At 68.4% G+C, this 19,943-nt stretch carries 19 protein-coding genes; 5 read left to right on the forward strand and 14 right to left on the reverse strand.

Going from position 1 to position 19,943, the window contains the following annotated elements; all coding sequences use genetic code 11:
- Positions 1–80 precede the first annotated feature (80 nt).
- The 3 genes from ASE44_RS00955 (at position 81) to ASE44_RS00965 (ending at position 1,904) form a co-directional block, all read left to right on the forward strand.
- The gene (locus ASE44_RS00955) at positions 81–785 is read left to right on the forward strand and encodes a DUF3105 domain-containing protein (protein ID WP_056014157.1); all 705 of its coding nucleotides are present in this window, start codon (positions 81–83) and stop codon (positions 783–785) included.
- Positions 786–789: 4 nt separating this feature from the next.
- Positions 790–1,578 (forward strand): DUF305 domain-containing protein, encoded by a 789-nt coding sequence (locus tag ASE44_RS00960; RefSeq protein ID WP_056776580.1) that lies wholly within the window; start codon positions 790–792, stop codon positions 1,576–1,578.
- Positions 1,579–1,694: 116 nt separating this feature from the next.
- Positions 1,695–1,904, forward strand: coding sequence for an antitoxin (locus ASE44_RS00965; protein WP_056014153.1), 210 nt, complete (start codon positions 1,695–1,697; stop codon positions 1,902–1,904).
- A 100-nt stretch (positions 1,905–2,004) separates the two neighbouring features.
- On the opposite strand, the gene ASE44_RS00970 is transcribed toward ASE44_RS00965, so the two are convergent.
- The 6 genes from ASE44_RS00970 to ASE44_RS00995 form a co-directional block, all read right to left on the reverse strand.
- Entirely contained in the window at positions 2,005–2,514 is a 510-nt protein-coding gene (locus tag ASE44_RS00970) for a hypothetical protein (protein ID WP_056776583.1), read from the reverse strand.
- Between the two features lie 158 nt (positions 2,515–2,672).
- On the reverse strand, positions 2,673–3,464 hold the full coding sequence (locus tag ASE44_RS00975; RefSeq protein WP_082455588.1) for an aquaporin: 792 nt from the start codon (positions 3,462–3,464) through the stop codon (positions 2,673–2,675).
- A gap of 122 nt (positions 3,465–3,586) precedes the next feature.
- Entirely contained in the window at positions 3,587–4,249 is a 663-nt protein-coding gene (locus tag ASE44_RS18345) for a GntR family transcriptional regulator (protein WP_056776585.1), read from the reverse strand.
- A 32-nt stretch (positions 4,250–4,281) separates the two neighbouring features.
- A complete protein-coding gene (locus tag ASE44_RS00985; RefSeq protein WP_157579742.1) occupies positions 4,282–5,703 on the reverse strand; it encodes a mechanosensitive ion channel domain-containing protein in 1,422 nt (473 codons plus the stop codon).
- On the reverse strand, positions 5,700–7,937 hold the full coding sequence (locus tag ASE44_RS00990; protein WP_200920986.1) for an adenylate/guanylate cyclase domain-containing protein: 2,238 nt from the start codon (positions 7,935–7,937) through the stop codon (positions 5,700–5,702). Before ASE44_RS00990 ends, ASE44_RS00985 begins: the two co-directional genes overlap by 4 nt.
- Before the next feature lie 209 nt (positions 7,938–8,146).
- On the reverse strand, positions 8,147–10,036 hold the full coding sequence (locus tag ASE44_RS00995) for an ABC transporter ATP-binding protein (protein WP_056777063.1): 1,890 nt from the start codon (positions 10,034–10,036) through the stop codon (positions 8,147–8,149).
- 503 nt (positions 10,037–10,539) lie between these two features.
- Here ASE44_RS00995 and ASE44_RS01000 point away from each other — a divergent pair.
- Entirely contained in the window at positions 10,540–11,157 is a 618-nt protein-coding gene (locus tag ASE44_RS01000) for an endonuclease domain-containing protein (RefSeq protein WP_162235719.1), read from the forward strand.
- Positions 11,158–11,506: 349 nt separating this feature from the next.
- Here ASE44_RS01000 and ASE44_RS01005 read toward each other — a convergent pair whose 3' ends face one another.
- From ASE44_RS01005 to ASE44_RS01015, 3 genes are all read right to left on the reverse strand, one after another.
- Positions 11,507–12,481, reverse strand: coding sequence for a carbohydrate ABC transporter permease (locus ASE44_RS01005; protein ID WP_056014140.1), 975 nt, complete (start codon positions 12,479–12,481; stop codon positions 11,507–11,509).
- Positions 12,478–13,611, reverse strand: coding sequence for a carbohydrate ABC transporter permease (locus ASE44_RS01010; RefSeq protein ID WP_056014137.1), 1,134 nt, complete (start codon positions 13,609–13,611; stop codon positions 12,478–12,480). Before ASE44_RS01010 ends, ASE44_RS01005 begins: the two co-directional genes overlap by 4 nt.
- Positions 13,612–13,738: 127 nt before the next feature.
- Positions 13,739–15,052 (reverse strand): ABC transporter substrate-binding protein, encoded by a 1,314-nt coding sequence (locus ASE44_RS01015; protein ID WP_056014135.1) that lies wholly within the window; start codon positions 15,050–15,052, stop codon positions 13,739–13,741.
- Between the two features lie 298 nt (positions 15,053–15,350).
- Here ASE44_RS01015 and ASE44_RS01020 point away from each other — a divergent pair, with 298 nt between their 5' ends.
- Complete coding sequence (locus ASE44_RS01020) at positions 15,351–16,400, forward strand: LacI family DNA-binding transcriptional regulator (RefSeq protein ID WP_056014132.1); 1,050 nt, start codon at positions 15,351–15,353, stop codon at positions 16,398–16,400.
- Positions 16,401–16,433: 33 nt separating this feature from the next.
- Here ASE44_RS01020 and ASE44_RS01025 read toward each other — a convergent pair whose 3' ends face one another.
- The 5 genes from ASE44_RS01025 to rplJ form a co-directional block, all read right to left on the reverse strand.
- Positions 16,434–17,726, reverse strand: coding sequence for an MFS transporter (locus tag ASE44_RS01025; protein WP_082455590.1), 1,293 nt, complete (start codon positions 17,724–17,726; stop codon positions 16,434–16,436).
- Positions 17,723–18,184 (reverse strand): MarR family winged helix-turn-helix transcriptional regulator, encoded by a 462-nt coding sequence (locus ASE44_RS01030; RefSeq protein WP_056014129.1) that lies wholly within the window; start codon positions 18,182–18,184, stop codon positions 17,723–17,725. Before ASE44_RS01030 ends, ASE44_RS01025 begins: the two co-directional genes overlap by 4 nt.
- Before the next feature lie 89 nt (positions 18,185–18,273).
- Positions 18,274–18,417: a hypothetical protein gene (locus ASE44_RS18350; protein WP_157579743.1), complete on the reverse strand. Its 144-nt coding sequence runs from the start codon at positions 18,415–18,417 to the stop codon at positions 18,274–18,276.
- 330 nt (positions 18,418–18,747) lie between these two features.
- Positions 18,748–19,131: a 50S ribosomal protein L7/L12 gene (gene rplL / locus ASE44_RS01040; protein ID WP_056014124.1), complete on the reverse strand. Its 384-nt coding sequence runs from the start codon at positions 19,129–19,131 to the stop codon at positions 18,748–18,750.
- A gap of 78 nt (positions 19,132–19,209) precedes the next feature.
- Entirely contained in the window at positions 19,210–19,728 is a 519-nt protein-coding gene (gene rplJ / locus ASE44_RS01045) for a 50S ribosomal protein L10 (RefSeq protein WP_056014121.1), read from the reverse strand.
- Positions 19,729–19,943 lie beyond the last annotated feature (215 nt).

Below are 19,943 nucleotides of genomic sequence, written 5' to 3' on the forward strand. Positions count from 1 at the left end.
GCGCATCATCGGGTGCCCGGACGGCACCGAGAACGCCGTCTGGTTCGATAGTTACGCATACAACTTTTCGAGAGGCCCCCGTGACCCCCGCAGCAGACCGCCCCAAGAACGCTCCCGTCCCGCCCGCCGTCAAGCAGCAGAGCGCGAAACAGGAACGCGAGGCCCAGCGCCAGGCGAAGGTCGCCGCGTTCAAGCAGGCGCAGAAGCGCAAGAACCGCAACCGTCGCATCGGTGTCTGGGCCGGCGTCGTCGGCGGCGTGGCCGTGATCGCGGTCCTCATCACGAGCGTCATCCTCACCCTGCCGAAGAACGCCAGCTACCCGGGCGGTGGCACCGGCACGGGAGCCGACATCGCCGGCGTCGAACTGTTCACGAACACCTCCGAGCACGTCGAAGGCACCGTCGACTACCCGCAGAACCCGCCGGCCGGCGGCCCGCACAACCAGTACTGGCTGAACTGCGGTGTCTACACCGAGGAGCAGACCAACGAGAACGCGGTCCACTCCCTCGAACACGGCGCGATCTGGGTCACCTACGACCCGTCCATCAGCGACGCCGAGCTCACGAAGCTCAAGGAGCTGCTCCCGACCACGTACGTCGTGCTGTCGCCGAAGTCCGACCTCCCCTCCCCGATCGTGCTGAGCGGCTGGAACTCGCAGCTGCAGGTGAACAACGCGAGCGACTCGCGCATCGCCGACTTCTTCGAGGAGTTCTGGAAGAGCAACAACGTCCCGGAGCCCGGCGCGGCCTGCACAGGCGCGATCGACGGACCCGGCAAGGTCTGATCCGGTGACGACCGAGCCCTCCGCAGCAGTCCCGCCGGACGAGATCGAGGACGACGGCGGCGTCAGCGACGAGGAGCTCGCCGCGTTCGACGCCGAGCAGGCCTCGGGGGGCTCGAGCCGCACCCGCATCGTCATCGCTGCGATGGCGATCGTCGCGATCGTGGTCGCCGCGGCCATCGGGTTCTCCGTCGGCCGGCTGAGCACGCTCGCCGATCCGACCCCCACGACGACGAGCGCGGAGGCCGGCTTCTCGCGCGACATGCAGGTGCACCACAACCAGGGTGTCGAGCTCGCCATGATCATCCGCGATCGGACGGACGCCGTGGACGTCCGCACCCTCGCGTACGACATCGCGACCACGCAGGCCCAGCAGTCCGGGCAGCTCTACGACTGGCTCGTGCAGTGGAACCTGCCGCAGGGCTCACGCCAGCCGGACATGACCTGGATGACGCTCCCCACCCTCGCGGGCGCCAGCGGCCACGCCCACGGCGGTGACTCGTCGACGCCCGGCACGAGTCACACCCCTGGCGATCCGATGCCCGGCCTCGCCACGCCGGCGCAGATCGACCAGCTCACGGCGTCGTCGGGTCTCGAGGCCGAGCGGCTGTTCCTCACCCTGATGATCGCCCACCACCGTGGCGCGGTCGAGATGGCGGAGGCGCTGCAGCCGCGGACCACGAACGCGACCGCCCTCGCGTTCGCCAGTGCGGTCATCGCGAGTCAGCAGGCCGAGATCGACCTCATGACCCGCATGCTCGACGACCGCGGAGGCCCGGTCCCCCTCGCCGACTGACCCTGCGCGGGAGCGATGGAGGTCCTGGGAGCTCTCCGACGAGGTCTAGCCAGAATCCGCCAGAGGGCCGAGAATGAGCGGTACGCCCGAGTGGGCCCGACGAACAGGAGCGACGCATGGGAATCGAAGACATCACCAAGAAGGCTCAGGAGTTCCTGAACGACAACAAGGTCAAGGACGCCCTCACGAGCCAGCAGGCCGAGGACATCAGCGACAAACTGCTCGGCGGCGTCGCCGACGCGGCGAAGAAGGTCACCGGCGGCAAGTTCGACGAGCAGATCGACGGTGCCCGCGACGCGGCCGACAAGGCCGTCGGCACGGAGTAGTCCGAGCTCGCACCACCCGATCGGTCGGCCGACGCACCACGTGCGGCCGGCCGATCCGTGTGTCCGGCGTCAGACGCGACGTCCGACAACCCCGGCGGCGTCAGCTCGCTTCGGCGTCCGTGTCGACGGCCGTGCTCCGGAACCGGTCGAGGGCGATCGCCACGAGCTCCGGTGCCGACAGATGCGTGTCCTGCATGAGGTCCGACAGCACCGCCGAGGCCCGGCCCGTGAGCGTCAACTGCACGTTGGTGGAACGGTCCTCGTCGACGCCGCTCAGGGTGCGACGGCGTTCGCCCAGGCTGAGGATGGCCGAGCGCAGGTAGGTGCGGCTCGCGACCGTGTCGATCTCCCAGCGGCCGGACCGACGGCTGGCGATCACGTTGCCACGACGGATGTTCGTCATGAGCGACGCCCGACTCACGTGGAGCCGTGCTGCGAGTTCGGCCGTGCGCACGGGACGCGGGAGGTCGTCGATGAAGTCCTCGACGAGCGCCTCCTGCAGCAGCTCCCAGGCGACGTCCGCGGGGAGCGGTGCATCGGCCGTGCCACTGTCGGTCGTCAGCGGATCCGCCCACCTGGTCGTGGGGGCGTCGCGTTCGGTCATCGTCATCGCCCCTCCAAGGATCTGGCGCTCGAACCTCAAGCATGGACGGTGCCTCGGGAAAGCGCGTCCCCCAATGCGGGTTGCCCGCGTTCGCGGGGTGCCGCCCGCGAACGACGCACCCCGCCTGCCTCGGGCAGACGGGGTGCGGGTGGCGATCGGCGGGATCAGCCGCGGTTCGCGACGGGCCGCGCGGCCGCCGGACGCGTCCCCCCGAACAGGATCCGGTAGCTGAATCCGGCGATGAGGGCGCCGATGACCGGGAACACGATGAACACCCACACCTGCGCCAGCCAGTCGCCACCGGCGAAGACGGCCGTCGCGATCGAGCGGGCCGGGTTGACCGATCCGTTGTCGATGGGGATCGCCACGAGCAGCAGCAGCGTCAACGTGGCGCCGATCGCGATGGGCGCGAAGCCCGGCGCCGCCCGGTTGTGGGTCACGCCGAGGATCACGTACAGGAAGACCGCGGTGATGACGACCTCGACCACGATGGCCGACACCAGTCCGAACCCGCCCGGAGAGAGCTCACCGAAGCCGTTCGAGACGAAGCCGCTCGAGACCGCGCGGTCGAGGAAGCCGTCCGGCCCGCCGGCCGCCAGGCCGAACACCGCGAGCGCGCCGAGGAACGCGCCGACGAGCTGGGCGAGGACGAAGGTCCAGGTCGCGCGCCAGGGGAACCGGCCCGCAGCGGCGAGGCCGAGCGTCACGGCCGGGTTGAAATGCCCGCCGGAGATGGGGCCGAAGGCGTAGGCCGCGATCGTCACCGAGAGCCCGAGAGCGATCGCCACCCCGAGGAACCCGACGCCGAGGGGGTTGGAGGTCTCCTCCCCGAAGAACGCGGAGAAGGTGGCGGTGCCGACGAGGCCGAAGACGAGGAGGAAGGTGCCGGCGAGCTCGGCGACGAGCTGCGCCATGGTGGTCGGTTCGACAGAGGGTTGGACTTCCGGTGAGGACATCTGGTCTCTTCTCGCTCGGGGTGACGACGGGGACACGGTCGGCTGGCGGGAACCGCGTCATCAGCAGACTATTGCCACCCGTCCCGAGCGGCACAGTCCTGAGCGTCGCGCGGGGCCGTCGGTCAGTGGACTTCGAGGTCGTGCAGCGGCACCTGCAGCCGGAAGACGTGTTCCATCGCGAGCTCCGCGCCCACGGCGTCACCGGCGGCGATGGAGGACCGGAGGTGCGGGTACCCGACGCGGAGGTCGGCCCATTCGACCGTCTCGGCGGAGCGGGTGGCCGCGAGCCGATAGGCGAGCGCGCCGATCACGTCCGCGGTCGCCGCGACGAGCACCGGGTTCGCACAGTGCTTCAGGAACCGGTCGACGAGGCCCCAGATGCACCGGCCGTGCGCGTCGGCGTCCTCGGCCTCGACCGTCGCCATCGTGTGCTCGACGAAGGCGATGAGCTCGGCCCGCTGCCCCGCCGTGAGCGTCGGCACGGTGACCCGGACGACCCCGCTCACGAGGGCTCCGAGCGTCTGGAGCACGGCGGTCCGGTCCTCGACCCGTGGCTGCGCGACCCGCGTGTGCCGCTGCGGGGCGGTCTCGACGAGCCCGAGGTGTTCGAGCGCCAGCAGGGCGGCGCGCACGTCCTGCGCCGGCACCCCGAGCCATCCCTGCAACTCCTCCTCGATGAGCAGCTCGCCCGAGGCGAGCGTGCCGTCGAAGATCGCGGCGCGGATCCGGTCCGTCGCGTCACCGGGTACGGCACGGGTGCCCTGCGGCTGGACGGGGTTCGACATCTGGTTCACGCTCCGGTGGTGACGACGGCTGGCTATCGGCCGATGGTACCGCGGACGATCCCGGCTTCGGCGAGCGCCGCCTGCGCCTGCCGGTGCTTGTGGTCGATCGAGGCGCCGATCTCCTGGGCGAGCCGGGGTCGGGTGCGGACGAGCCGGTCGATGGTGGACAGGGGCATCCTCAGGACGAGCGCGGTCCCGTCAGCGATCGCGGCGGCCATGGCGACCTCCCGGGTCAGGGCCGTCTGGCCGATGACGTCGCCTGTGCCGAGACGCTGGAAGGTGATGAGCCCGTCCTTCGTCGGGACCGCGAGGTGCACGCCACCCTCGATGAGGAAGCGGATGGCGTCCGGGACGGCCCCGGCGGCCTGGACGGTCTCCCCCGGCCCGTACCGCTCGAGCGTGCAGCTCCCGGCGAGCTGGTCCAGGTCCTCCTCGCGTGCGTGGAGGGTGGGGGCGAGGGTGCCGAGCGCCGCACCCAGTCGTTCCGGGGTCGCGATCGGGTCGGTGCCGTCGCCGTCGAGCGCGAGGCCGCGGCGTCTGGCCGCGTACCAGAGCCAGGCGCGGAAGCGGGCGACGGCCTCGTCGGCGGTGGACGGGCCGGACACCGGCAGCGTCACCGTGAACCGTGCTGCGCCGAGGTAGGCGGCGGACACCTCGTCCGACGGTTCGAGCATCGGGAGTGCCGATGCGACCTCCCGGAGCAACCGCAGCACCTCGTCGGGCGGGTCGTCGGTTGCGAAGGTCACCTCGACACTCGCCGTGAACGCGCCGACGGGCTGGCTGAGGTTCGTGAACGAGGCCCCCGCGAGCGAGGAGTTCGGCACGATCTGGATGCCGTTGCCGGTGTCGAGGTGCACGGCGCGCCAGTTCACCTCGACCACCCGGCCACGGACACTGCCCGTGTCGAGCCAGTCACCCAGGCGGAACGGCTGCTCGAACAGGAGGAGCAGCCCGGAGATGACCCCGCCGACGGCGTTCTGGAGGGCGAGGCCGATGACGATCGAGGTGACGCCCAGCGCGGTGACGAGCCCGCCGATGTCGGCTCCCCACACCCAGGAGAACAGGATCGCCAGGCCGATGAGGATGAGGGCCAGTCTGGCGAGGTCGACGAAGATGGACGGGATCCGATCGCGCCAGGATCCCTCCTCGGCGTTCGCGAACAGGGCGACGTTGAACGCCGACAGGATGAGCAGGATCAGCAGGAAGCCGAGGAGCGTCCCGACGATACGCACCCAGGTGATGTCGTCCGCCCGCGCCGTCGCGAACACCACCAGGGCGAAGACCGCGCCGACCGGGACGACGAAGTTGCGCAGGAGGCGGACCGGTTTCGCCGCGGCACTCCCGCGACGGCTGAGCGCCCCGAGCACCTCGGTGAGGACGATCAGCAGCACGGGGACGCCGACCGCGAGCCCGACGGCCCACGGGAACCACGGTTCCTGCCACACCTCGGTCACGACGTCGGCCCTGCGACGACCCGCCAGACGGCCTGCGGACCCTCACGTGTCTCGACCGTGCCGGCGGCCTCGAACGTCACGGTGTCCTGCAACCGGTCCCTGACGCGCTGACTGACGAAGATGCCCGCCGTCCCGGCCACGGACTGCACCCGGTTGGCGAGACTCACCGCGTCGCCCCACATGTCGTAGGCGAGACTCGTCCGACCGACGAGCCCGCTCGTCACCACGCCGGCGTCGACGCCGACCCGCAGGGTCAGGTTCGCCTGGTGCTGCGCGTTGAACCGTTCGACGATCGTGCGCATCTCCAGCGCGAAGTCGAGGGTGCGCCGGACGTTGTCGACGCGCGGGACGATCAATCCGCAGCTCGCCAGGTACCCCTCCCGCAGCGTCCGCACCTGCTCGATACCGAGGCGTTCGGCGGCTTCGTCGAAGCTGCGGACGAGACCGTTCAGGAGGGAGAGCTCCCGTTCGGAGTCGAGCCCCCTCGTGAGGTCGTCGAACCCGACGAGGTCGGCGAAGATGACCGACACGTCCTGGTGGACCTCGGAGATGGTCTCCTCCCCCTCCTTGTACCGCTTCGCGACGGTCGCGGGCATCAGGGTCAACAGCAGCCGCTCGTTCTCCGCACGCTGCTCGTCGATGAGCTCCTGCTTCACCCGGAGGCTCCGGCTCATGTCGTTGAACGCCGCACCCAGGTCGCCGAATTCGTCACGCCTCGTGTTCGGCACCTCGACGCTGTAGTCACCGCCGGCCACGCGCCGGACCGCACCGACGAGCGATCGCACCGGGCGGGCGAACACCTGGGCGAGCAGGAGCGAGAGGAGCGACACGACGACGATGATCGCGAGCACCGAGATGATGAGGTTCCGGGTGAAGTCGGTGACCGGGGCGAAGGCCTCGGCGGAGTCGATCCGGGCGACGAGCACCCACTGGAGCCCGTCGATGTCGACCGGTGTGTAGGCGGTGAGGTTCTCCTCGCCGAGATAGCCGCGCCCGATCGTCGTGCCCGTCTCCCCGGCGAGGGCCCGCTCGACCGAGACGGTGCGGGTCGGTTGGATCTGGATGGTCCCCGCGACGGCGACCGCGCGGGCTGCCGTCTCGGGCGGTGTCCCGGCGGCGATGGCGGTGCGTTCGTAGGCTTCCGGGTCCTCGATCAGCAGGCGGGACGTCGAGCGCATGAGCTGGTCGGGGCCGGCGAGGTAGGTCTCGCCGGTCTGGCCCAGGCCGTCCTGTTCCCATTCGCCGGACCCGGTCATGATGTCGTTGATCGCCTCGATGGGGACCTGCAGCGCCATCACCCCGTCGATCCGCCCGTTCTCGCCGACCGGGGAGAAGATCCACTGCGTCGGGACGTTGAGTGACGGCTGGTACCGCTCGAAGTCCGTGATGCCGACGTAGTCGATCGCGTTCGACCGGAGCGCAGCGGTGAAGCCGTCCTCGAGGACGCCGCCACGGTAGGGCCCGGTGAGCACGTTCGTGCCGAGGTCCGGCCCCTTGTACGCGCTGTAGACGACGTCGCCCTCGTCGTCGATGAGCAGCGCGTCCTCGTACCCGAAGCGGTCGATGATCTCGCGGAAGTAGTCGTGGTATCGGGCGTGGACGGCCGACCAGGCGCTGCCGTCGCCCGCGTCGTCGACGGTGATGGCGGTGTCGTAGTCGAGGTCCTCAGGCGTGTAGACCGACTGCAGGTAGGTCTCGGCCGGATTCGTCGGGATGAACGCCGACGGGTCGGCTTCGTCCCCGGTTCGCTCGGCGAGCTCCGGTGCGAAGGTGTCCTCGTAGAACGACGTCACCGTGGCTGTGCGCGCCGGGTCCTCAGGCTGCTCCTCCAGTTCGTGGAAGGCGTCGTGGAAGCCGTTCATGGCGTCCACCACCGTGGTGCCACGGGTGTAGACGACGAGCGAGTCGCGCGTCTGCTCGTAGTAGTTGGTGATCTCGCGGGCGCGGGACTCCCGTACCTCGGTGAGCCGCTCGAACGACGCCTGCCGGAGCGAGTCGCTGCCGGACAGGTAGCCGACGATCCCGGTGACGACCGATGCGCCGACGCTGACGAGCAACAGCATGACGAGCAGCTTCGACTGGATGCTGAAGCCCGGGCGACCGAACCGACCACGACCGAGTCCACGGCTGCGGGCCGCGGAGGACGGCACCGGCGGGATCGGCGGCCCCGGCGGGTCGGTCGGCGCGGTGGCGTCGGGCGAGGATCCGGATGGTGCGTCCACAGCTGCGGTCATCGACGAGTCCCCTACTCGATCCGGCGGTGCGCGGTCGGACCCCCTCCTTCGGGGGTCACGATGGCGCTCACTCTAGCCACCCGCGACCCGGGCCCACAATGGCTGGACCACGGTTGTCCGAGAACCGCACGATGGCGGCCAGCGCGCGTCCGAACGGTCCGGCGCGGCGGGCGCTCGGTGTCCGTGCCGTGCGTCGCGTGACGCCCGGATCAGGCGGTGACGGCCTGCTGCGCGTAAAGGGTCGCGTACACGCCACCGGCCGCGAGAAGCTCCAGGTGCGTGCCCTGCTCGACGATGCGCCCGCGGTCGAGGACGAAGATGACGTCGGCGTGCACGATCGTCGACAGGCGGTGGGCGATCGAGACCGTCGTGCGTCCGCGGGTCGCGTCGTCGAGGGCGATCTGCACCACCCGCTCCGAGATCGTGTCGAGGGCGCTCGTCGCCTCGTCGAGGATGAGCACCTCGGGATCCTTCAGCAGCACGCGCGCGATGGCGATGCGCTGCTTCTCCCCGCCCGACAGGCGATATCCGCGTTCACCGACGAGCGTGTCGTAGCCGTCTTCGAAGCGCATGATCGCCTCGTGGATGTTCGCCGCCCGGCAGGCCGCCTCGAGCTCCTCGGCGGTCGCGTCGGGCTTCGCGTACCGGAGGTTCTCCGCGATCGTCGCGTGGAAGAGGTAGGTCTCCTGGCTGACGATCCCGATGCGTGACACGAGCGACGCTTGGGTGACGTCGCGGACGTCGGCCCCGGCGACGGTGACCCGGCCGCCGGAGACCTCCTGGAAGCGCGGGATCAGGTAGGAGATGGTGGTCTTCCCGGCACCCGACGGCCCGACGAACGCCGCGAACTGTCCGGGTTCGATCGTGAACGAGACGCCGTCGAGCGTCGGGGTGGAGTCGTCCTGTGCGTCCGCGTACCGGAAGGTGACGTCGTCGAAGCGGATCGCGGGGGCGGTGTCCGGAAGCGGCGCGGCCCCTGGGCGGTCGGCGATCGACGGTTTGAGGTCGAGGTACTCGAAGATGCGCGCGAACAGGGCGCCGGAGGTCTGCAGGTCGAGGGCGACGCGCATGACGCCCATGAGCGGGAACAGGAGGCGCGCCTGGATCGTCGTGAACGCGACGATGGAGCCCGCGGTGACGTCGGTCACGCCCCCGGTGATGAGGTAGCCGGCGACGAGGTAGACGATCGCCGGGATCGACGACAGGAAGATGTTGACCATCGCGAAGAACCACTGGCCGCTCATCGCCTGGCTCACCTGGAGGCGGATCTGGGTGCGGTTCTCGGCGCTGTAGCGTTCGACCTCGGTGTCCTGGCGGTTGAAACTCTTCGCGAGCAGGACCCCGGAGACGCTCAGCGCCTCCTGGGTGATCGCCGTCATCTCCGACAGGGACTCCTGCGTCTTCGTCGCGATGCGCGCACGCACCTGGCCGACCCGACGCTGGGCGACCACGAGGATCGGCATGAGGATGAGCGCCACGATCGTCAGCTGCCAGTTGAGGATGAGCATGGCGACGAGGGCGGAGATGACGGTGACGGTGTTGCCGAGCACACTCGACACCGTGTTGGTGAGGACGTTCGCGACGCCACCGACGTCGTTCTGCAGCCGCGACTGGATGATGCCCGTCTTCGTGCGGGTGAAGAAGCTCAGCTCCATCGCCTGGAGTTGCGAGAACAGTTTGATGCGCAGGGCGCCCATGACGCTGTTGCCGACGGTGGCGGTGAGGTAGGTCTGCCAGACGCCGAGGAGGGCCGCGATGATGAACAGCGCGATCATGACCCCGACGATCTCCGCGAGGGCGACGAGGTTCGGCGCGCCGCCGTCGGTGGGGAACAGCCCGACGTCGAACGCCTGCTTCACGAGGAGCGGCGGCAGCACCGCGAGGGCGGCGCCGACGACGACGAGCACCATCGTGAGGATGATCTTCGCGCGGAACGGGACGAACAGGGCGACGATGCGCTTCCCGAGGTCGGGGATCCTCGGAGCCTCGGCGTTGAGCGCCTTCTGCGCCTCGGTGTCGCCGCCGCTCACGCGGCTGCCGGCGCGGGGCCCGCCACCCCCGGGGGCACCACCGCGTGGTCCGCCCCGTCCCCCGTGCATGCTCATCCCGCCACCTTATCCCCGCCCACCGACCTCCCCGCCCCCGGTCCTCGCCCGCCGGTTCACAACTCAGGAGCGACCCGGCGTTTCGCCTCCGTTTGTGTGCCCACTGGCCGACGCGCCGCGCCCGATCCTGAATTGTGGACCGACACGAGGGCGCTCCACAGCCGGTCGATCTGCCCCGATCGATACGCCGACACGAGGACGCTGGCCGCCTCCGGAGGTGAGACGACGACGCTGAGGTGATGATCGGACTCGCGAGCGCAGTCGAGCGCCTGGGACAGGTGGTGACTCGGCGTGAACTGATCGACCACGGTTTCACGGGACGACAACTGACCTTCGCAGTGGCGACCGGCCTGCTCATTCGTCCGCGCCGAGGCTGGTACGCGGCTCCCGACGCAGATCCCGCCTTGATCCGTGCCGTCCGGGTGGGTGGCCGCCTGGGCTGCGTCTCCGCCGCGGAGCGTCATGGCTGGGCCGTCGCACGGAGGGGCGAGCTGCATGTGAGCCTTCCGGAGAACGCCTCACGACTCCGCCACCCCGACGATCGGACGACGTACCCCAGTGCCGAGGAGTTCCGAGACCTGCAAGGTCTCGTCCTGCACTGGCACTCGCCCCTCTCCAGACATGACCGCCCGAAGCTCCTGACCTCGCCGTACGAGACCACCCTGCAGATCGCGGCCTGCCAGCACCCGGACATCGCCGTGGCCGCGTTCGACTCCTTCATCAACGTCGATCCGCGCGGTGCAGCACATCTCGAGGACTGGTTGCGGGAGCTCCCCCGCCGCTTCTTCGACGCCCTCCCCCGACGAGAGAGCGGCTGCCACAGCTTCCTCGAGACCATCGGTCGGATCCGCCTCGAGCGCGTGGGCATCCGCGGAGTACATCAAGTACCCATCGCAGGAGTTGGGCGGGTCGACCTCGTCCTGGGAGGGCGGGTCGTGATCGAGTGGGACGGACGCGAGTTTCACGACACACCCGATGCCCACGAGCAGGACCGGTGGCGGGACGCGATGCTCGCGATCCGCGGGTACCGCGTCCTCCGCTTCACCTACCGGATGGTCATGGACGACTGGTACGCCGTCGAAGGCGCCGTTCGTTCGGCTCTCGCCGAGTCGTGAACTTCTCCGGCCGTTCAATGCGCCGCTGCAGGTGTCAGACGGTCCGCAACTCAGGAGCTTCACCGCGTGTTGCGACCACCATCCGTTCAAACGGGCGGGGCACGCCGCACCTTGCCTGAATCGTGAACACTGCCGCCGAACTCCCCCACCCACGTCTCTGTTCACAACTCAGGACGGACCCGGCGCGTCGACCGTCGTAACCCGGCGACAGACCCGACACGCGGACATCGTCCTGAATTGTGAACCACAGAGCGGCCCGCAGACGCACGGACGCCCCGGGAGCGTGAGCTCCCGGGGCATCGGCACACCGACGACGCTGTCGATCGGAGGATCGAACCGCGGCGTCGGGTCAGCCCTTCGTCGAACCGGCGAGGAGCCCGCGGACGAAGTAGCGCTGCAGGGCGAAGAACACCACGAGCGGCACGAGGATCGAGATGAACGCACCGGCCGTGAGGAGGTGCCACTCGTTCCCTCGGGTACCCGTGATCTCGGCGAGCAGCTTCGTGATCGGCGCGACTTCACCGTCCGCGAAGATGAGGGCGACCAGGAGGTCGTTCCACACCCACAGGAACTGGAAGATCGCGAAGGACGCGATGGCCGGCATCGTCAGCGGGAGCACGATCCGGAAGAAGATCTGGCCGTGACCGGCACCGTCCACCCGGGCCGCCTCGATGACCTCGCCGGGGATCTCCGCGACGAAGTTGTGCAGCAGGAAAATCGCCAGCGGCAGCGCGAACATGGTGTGAGCGATCCACACCTGCGCGAACGTGCCGCTCGCGTCCAGACCCTCACCGACCTGCAGACCGAAGACGTTCAGCCCACGGGAGAACGTCGACAGCAGCGGCACGAGGGCCATCTGGATCGGCACGACCTGCAGGGCGAACACCATGATGAACAGGAAGTTCTTGCCACGGAAGTCGATCCACGCGAACGCGTACGCCGCGAGGCTCGCGATCACGAGCGGGAGGAGCGTCGCCGGGATGGCGATGGCGATCGAGTTGACCCACGACCCCGCCAGGTTCAGCGTCGAGTTACCCGCCTGGAGCACCTGCACGTAGTTGTCGATGGTGACCTGGAAGTCGGCGAAGATCGTCCACCAACCGGTGGTCTTCACCTGCTGCTCCGGCCGGAACGAGGAGACGAAGAGTCCGAACGTCGGGATCGTCCAGAGGACGGCGATCACGACCGCGGCGATGGTCGCGCCACGGCTCGTGAGGCGCTTCTTCGTCCGGCGGCTCGCGGCCTCGATGCCGCGCTCACCCTGCTCGAGCTGCTTCTTGGTGGAGTCGTCGATCGGTAGTTCGATCGGCTGCACAGCACTCATCGGATCTCCCTCTGCTTCTTGATCTGCCGCGCGTTGTAGATGACGATCGGCAGCACGAGGATGAACAGGATCACGGCGAACGCCGCACTCCGGCCGTTCTCGAAGTTCTTGAACTGGGTGTACATCTCATTCGCGATGACCGAGGTGCCGTTGTTGCCGGCGGTCATGGTGCGGACGATGTCGAAGACCTTCAGCGACGCGATCGAGATCGTCGTCACGACGACGACCAGCGAGGAGCGGATACCGGGGACGATGACGTTGGTGAAGCGCTGCCAACCGTTGGTGCCGTCGAGCTCGGCGGCTTCGATCTGCTCGGTCGGGACGCCCTTGATCGCGGCGGACAGGACGACCATCGCGAATCCGGTCTGCACCCAGATGAGCACGACGATGAGGAACAGTGTGTTCCACGGTTCGTTCTGCAACCACTGCACCGGGGTGCCGCCGAACCAGACGACGATCTGGTTGAGCAGACCGATCTGGGTGGCGTCCGCCTCGCGGTAGGCGTAGATGAAGCGCCAGATGATGGACGCTCCGACGAAGGAGATCGCCATCGGCATGAAGACGAGGATCTTGAAGTACTTCTCGCCGCGGGACTTGTCGATGAACACCGCGTACGCGAGACCGAACGCCGTCGACAGCGCGGGGACGAGGAGCACCCAGATGATCGTGTTGACGACGGTCCGGATGGCGCTCGGCTGGGTGAACAGCCAGATGAAGTTGTTCAAGCCGACGAAGTTCTTGCCCGAGGCCGACATGAACGCGGCGATGGTGGTGTTGATCGTCGGGAGGATGAGGCCGATGAGGAGCAGCAGGAACGCCGGTGCGAGGAAGCCGACGAGCTGCACGAGGTAGCCGACGCCCTTCTTCGACCGGTAGTCGAGCAGGAAGAGCACCCCACCGAGGACAGCGGCGACGGCCGCGGCCCAGAGGAAGGAGCCGAAGAACAGGACGACGATGACGGGCACCAGGACGCAGAACGCCAGGCGGATGACCGTGTAGAGCGTGCCCTTGCGCGGAGCGATGTCCACGAAGAAGAGGAGGAGGGCGACCACCGCGGCGAAGGCGATGACGACGATCGGGATCTGGGCGAGCGGTGGGAGTCCGCCCAACCAGTTGAGGAAACCTGACATAGCTAGCCTTTCGAGTACGGCGTTGGACCCTGAGTGAACCCTAGGGGGATCCACTGCCGAGGCGGAAGCGTCGGAGGGTGATCACCCTCCGACGCTTCCGCTCATGAGCAGCAGTTCCGGTTGTCGACTACTCGGCGGACGGCCAACCGGCTTCGATGTCCTTGAGCACCTGGTCGGTCTCGTCGCCGTTGATCCAGTTCACGAGGCCCTTCCAGAAGGTTCCGGCGCCGACGGCACCGGGCATCAGGTCGGAGGCGTCGAAGCGGAACGTGGTCTTCTCGTCCTGCAGGATCTCGATCGCCTGGCTGAGGATCGGCGTGGAGGCGTTGGCCGGGTCGAGGCCGTTGTTGGCGGAGATGACGCCACCCAGCTTCACGCGGCTGTTCGCCCACTCGGCGCTCGACAGGTACTCCTGGACCTTGACGGTGCTCTCGTCGTCGCTGAACGCGCCGACGATCTCGCCACCACCGGTGACGGCGGTCTCGCCCTCTTCGATGCCGGGGGTCACGAAGGCCCACACGTCACCGTCGGGAGCGACGGTCGCGCCGGCGTCCTCGAGGAAGCCGGAGAAGAACGACGCCTGGTGGTGCAGCGCGCAGGCGCCGGACGCGAGTGCCGGGGCGACGTCGCCGAACTCCGTGGAGTTGATCGAGGTCACGTCACCGAAGCTGGCGTTGACGTATTCCGGGTTCTTGAGGATCTCGCCGGCCGAGTCGAAGGCTTCCTTGATCTTCGGGTCGGTGAACTTGACCTTGTTGGCCACCCAGTCGTCGTAGACGTCCGGGCCCTGCTGACGCAGGACGAGGTCTTCGATCCAGTCCGTGCCGGGCCAGCCCGACGCGTCGCCGGAGCCGAAACCGGCGCACCAGGGAGCCGCACCGGTCTTCTCCTGGATGGTCTTCGTCACGGCGAGCAGCTCGTCCCACGTCTTCGGGACCTCGACGCCCCACTCGGCGAACTTCGACGGCTGGTACCAGATGAGACCCTTGACGCTCGCCATGAGCGGAGCGCCGTACAGGGTGTCGTTGACGGTGCCGTAGCGGGCCCAGTCCTTCGACCAGTACTTCTCGACGTTGGCGGTGACGCCCTCGGGCGCGGGCTTCAGGTAGTCGCGCTTGGCGAGGTCGGCTAGGAGGCCGGGCTGCGGGAAGATCGCGAGGTCGGGCGGGTTGCCGCCCTGCGCGCGGATACCGATCTGCGACTCGAACTCCTTGGAGGACTCGTACTTGATCGTGATGCCGCTCTCCTTCTCGAAGTCGGCCCAGCTCTGCTCGAGCAGCTCCGCCTCGGTGTCGGCGATCGTGCCGTAGATGGTGACGGTCTTGTCGTCGTCGCCACCGCCACTGCTGCCGGATCCGCCTGAACAGGCGGTGAGCGCGACGCCCGCGACGGCCAGGACGGCCAGCGGCAGGGCCGTCCGGCGGGTCCGAATGAAACTCATCTGTGTCCTCCTCATTGAGTGCTGCAGGTTCGAACGACTCCAGGGTCGAGCCGTTCCGATGATGCACTGGTGCGGAATCGTTCCGGATGCGGAACCGTTTCCATGCGTCAAAGTACTTCACCGCGGACCAGGATGCAAGCACGAGAACATAACGAAATAGACAGTGAGAGCGCTCCCACCGAAATCACGCGGATTTGCGCCGGAATCGTGGCCGAGCCGTTATGGATCCGTTCCATGCCCGTGTTCCAGGTCCGTTCCAGATTCGCTATGGTGGTGCTACCCAACGGAGGGAGTCGGCATGAGTGGTGCCATCAGCGATGTCGCGGCCCTCGCCGGCGTTTCGAAAGCGACGGCCTCGCGAGCGCTCACCGGACGCGGATACGTGTCGACCGAGACGCGCGAACGCGTCGTCCAGGCGGCGGCCACGATCGGCTATGTCGCGTCACCGATCGCCGCGAGCCTGTCCACCGGACGCACCCTGGCGATCGGGGTCCTCACCTCGTTCCTCAACCGCTGGTACTTCGGGGAGGTGCTCGAGGGGGCTGAGAGCGCACTGCGCGCCAGGGGCTACGACCTGACCCTGCACCACCTGCCGCCGGACGCCGCGGACCGCGACCGCATCTTCGACTCGTACCTCACGAACAAGCGCTTCGACGGCATGATCTCGATCGGCATCGAGGCCTCGCAGGACGAGATCGCCCGCCTGCTCGCGAACCCGAGGCCGCTGGTCTCGATCGGCGGGAACATCCGGGGAGCGCACTCGATCAACATCGACGACCAGGCGATCGGGCGGGAGGCGACGGAGCATCTCATCACGCTCGGGCACACCCGCATCGCGCACATCACCGGTCACGACGCCGAGTTGCAGACGGACACCGTCCACGGCCGACGGCTCGCCGGCTACCTGGCGGCGATGGAGGAGGCCGGCCTCGCCTCCACCGTGCACGTCCTGCCGGCGGTCCACTCGCTGCCCGGCGGCTACGAGGCCGCGGCCCAGCTGCTCCGCGACGCCCGGATCCGGCCGACGGCGGTCTTCGCGTCGACCGACGAGGTGGCGATCGGCATCATCATCGCCGCCAGACGCCTCGGGATCACCGTTCCGGCGGAGCTCTCGGTGATCGGCATCGACGGGCACTCCTACGCGGAGATGTTCGCGCTGACGACCTTCGAGCAGGAACCCAGGGCGCAGGGTCGTCGCGCCGTCGAGATCCTGCTCCAGGATCTCGAGGAGGGCCGTCGTCCCCAGGACCCCGACGGCGAGGCCGGTGGCGACGCGGTCACCGAGGTGCAGTGGCCGACGCGGCTGATGATCCGGCAGACCACGACGCGGCCCGAAGGGGCGGAGTGAGCCTCCAGTCCACCTCCGGGCCTGCCGGAGCGGTCAGCTCGCGTCGGCTGCGGTGATCGCGATGGCCTCGTCGACGTCGCTCTCCACGGGTCCGTCGACCCGGGCGAGGTGCTTGCGGCCGATGACGACGATGAGCAGGGCGACCACGATCGACGCGGCGGCCACGTAGTACGGCGCGGCCGGCGAGACGAGCTTCGCGATCTCCGCGGCGGCCGGAGGGGCGATCGCTCCCCCGAGGAACCGCACGGACGAGTAGGCGGAGGACGCCACGTTGCTCGGCAGGTCCGTCGCCTCCATCACGGCCTCGGTGAGGACGGTGTTCATCACGCCGAGCAGGAGCCCGCCGACGACGATGCAGACGATGAGACCGGCCGTCGACTCGACGAGGAGGCCGCCGACCACGAGGTCGAGTGCCAGCAGTGGCAGCACCAGCTTGATGACCGAGGTCCGGCGCATCCGGGCGGTGAGCAACGGCGCCACGAAGACGCTCGTGATCGCCAGCGCGACGCCCCATCCGAAGAAGGTGAACCCGAGTCCCATCGCGTCGAGCCCGAGCGGGAACGGCGAGTACGCCAGGAGGGTGAAGAAGCCGATGTTGTAGAAGAGCGCTGCCGCGGCGAGGATGCCGAGCGACGGGATCGCCAGGGCACGGAACGGCGCGGACAGTTTCAGCGGCGTCGGCTTCGGCCCCTCCGTCTTCAGTAGGACCACGATCGCGATGAACCCGACGGCCATGAGGGTCGCGGTGCCGAAGAACGGCCACTTCCACCCGATCCCGCCGAGGAGGCCACCGAGGAGCGGGCCGATGGCGATGCCGAGCCCGAGCGCCGCCTCGTAGAGGATGATCGCGTTCGCACGACCACCGCTGGCCGCACCGACGATGGTCGCCAGCGCGGTCGAGATGAACAGGGCGTTGCCGAGTCCCCAGCCGGCACGGAAGCCGATGACGGCGCCGACGGAGTCCGACAGCCCGGCGAGCAGGGCGAACACCACGACGAGCGCGAGGCCGATCAGCAGGGTGCGCTTGGCGCCGATCCGGCTCGAGAGCCAGCTCGTGAAGAGCATCGCGATGCCCGTGACCAGCAGGTAGCTCGTGAAGAGCATCTCGGCCTGTGTCGGGGTCGCCTGCAGGTCTTCGGCGATGGCGGGGAGGATCGGGTCGACGAGGCCGATGCCCATGAACGCGATGACGCTGGCGAAGGCGACGGCCCAGACGGCCTTCGGCTGGTGGAGGATCCCGGCGAGCCCTCCGCCGTGGCCGTGTCCACCGGCGGCGTTCGAGGTGGCGATCGGGGTGACGGGGTGCGCAGCGGTGTCCCGGCTCATGCGGTCAGCTCCGAGGCGACCTCGACGGCCACGCGTTCCTGGATGATCTCGACCGTTCGCGCGATGGCGGCGAGGTCGTCGTCGCCCAGGTCCGTGAAGGCCGGCTCCAGGGCGTCGGTGAGTTCGTCGCGCCAGGCGAGCAGGGCCGCGGTCCCCTTGGGGGCGATGGCGATGAGCCAGGCTCGGTGGTCGTCGACGTCGGCGATGCGCTTGATCCAGTCGCGTTCGTCGAGGCTCTGGACGAGCTTGGTCATGGTGGGCTGCGAGACCCGGCTCTGTCGGGCCAGTTCGCCGACCCGGACCGGTCCGACCGTGGTCAGCACGGAGAGCGTGCGCCAGACTGCTGGCGATTCGGAGGATCCGGTGGCCTGGGCGGCAAGGCGGGTGAGCCGGTGCGATGCCGTGATGAGGTCGCCGAGGATCGTGTGCAGGGGGGAATGCGTGGTGTTCTCGGTCATGATGTGACCAGTATACATAGCTCAGCTATGCATCTCCCACCGGCCGGTCCCCGACGCGGGTTCACGTCGGGGACCGGCTCGTCGTCGGGTCAGCGCATCCAGGTGGTGAAGGACACGGTGACCCGGGGATCCGGAGGACGGGCGTCGGCGGCCCGCTCCGGTCGGTCGGGCACGGATGCGAGCCGCGCCCGGATCCAGGTGGTGATGGCACGCCAGCGTGCGTGGGTGTTCATGGTGATGGGTTCTCCCGATTCGGGCACCGCATCGAACACCACCCTCACGGGGAGTGGGACGACGACGCGGATGCCTGCGTGAACCGTCGACGAACGTCGTCGACGGGTGCAGAGCATCCGCGCGTGCGTGCGGAGAGCGGTACGACGAATCGCGGGCCCTCCGGTTAACGGACGGAGGGCATCGCTCCCGAACGGATCGGGGGCGATGCCCTCCGATCACGGATGTCTCTGCTGAGTGCGTGCAGCACTCGTCAGGAAGATCCGCGATCGTCAGCGGCGACCGACCGGAGTCGGGCGCCAGCCCAGTGGTTGTCCCCCGTAGGGGACCGACTACTTGAGCGTGACGGTGGCGCCGGCAGCCTCGAGGGCTTCCTTCGCCTTGTCAGCGGCTTCCTTGTTGGCGCCTTCGAGGACGGCAGCCGGAGCGCCGTCGACGAGAGCCTTGGCCTCGCCGAGGCCGAGCGAGGTGAGCTCGCGGACCGTCTTGATGACCTGGATCTTCTTGTCGCCAGCAGCCTCGAGGATGACGTCGAAGTCGGTCTTCTCTTCGACCTCTTCAACAGCAGCGCCTGCAGCAGCCGGGCCGGCGACGGCGACGGGAGCAGCAGCGGTGACCTCGAAGGTCTCCTCGAACAGCTTGACGAACTCGCTGAGCTCGATGAGCGTGAGCTCCTTGAAGGCGTTGATCAGTTCTTCGTTTGACAGCTTTGCCATGATTGTTCTCCTTGTTTCATGCCCTGCAACCGCTTCACGCGGCGTACAGGTACGGGGTTGATTGTTCGCGGAACCGAATTACTCGGCCGCGGACTCCTGCTTCTCGCGCAGCGCCTCGACCGTGCGAACGGCCTTCGAGAGCGGTGCGTTGAAGAGGTAGGCAGCTCCGAACAGCGAGGCCTTGACGGCGCCGGCAAGCTTGGCCAGCAGCACTTCACGGGACTCGAGGTCGGCGAGCTTGCCGACTTCTTCAGCGGTCAGCGGGTTACCGTCGAAGTAACCGCCCTTGACCACGAGGAGAGGGTTTGCCTTGGCGAAGTCACGAAGAGCCTTCGCGACGGTGACCGGGTCACCGTGCACGAATGCGATCGCGGACGGACCGGCGAGCTCGTCGTCGAACGACGAGATGCCGGCGTTGTTCGCCGCGATCTTGGTCAGCGTGTTCTTCACCACGGCGTAGGTTGCGTCCGCACTGATGCTCTTGCGCAGGGTCTTGAGCTGAGCAACAGTGAGGCCGCGGTACTCGGTCAGCAGAACGGCGGTCGAGCTCTGGAACTTCTCCGTGAGTTCGGCAACCGAGGCTTCCTTGTTCGCCATGGCCACTCCTTTTCGAATCTTGTATGCGTGCAGCGGAGGCCGCACGCATCAACCGCCGGGCCGGCGAAGGGTTCGGGCATGAAAAAAGCTCCGGCGCAAGCGCACGGAGCTGGGGAGAGGCGAGCCTCGATCAGATCTTCATACACCTGCGCTGGACGTCTCGTCATGAGAACCTTCGACTGTCTCGTTTGCACGCGACAGTGACCGGCGGTCTT

Origin of the sequence: Plantibacter sp. Leaf1 (assembly GCF_001421315.1) — a bacterium.
Lineage (GTDB): Bacteria > Actinomycetota > Actinomycetes > Actinomycetales > Microbacteriaceae > Plantibacter.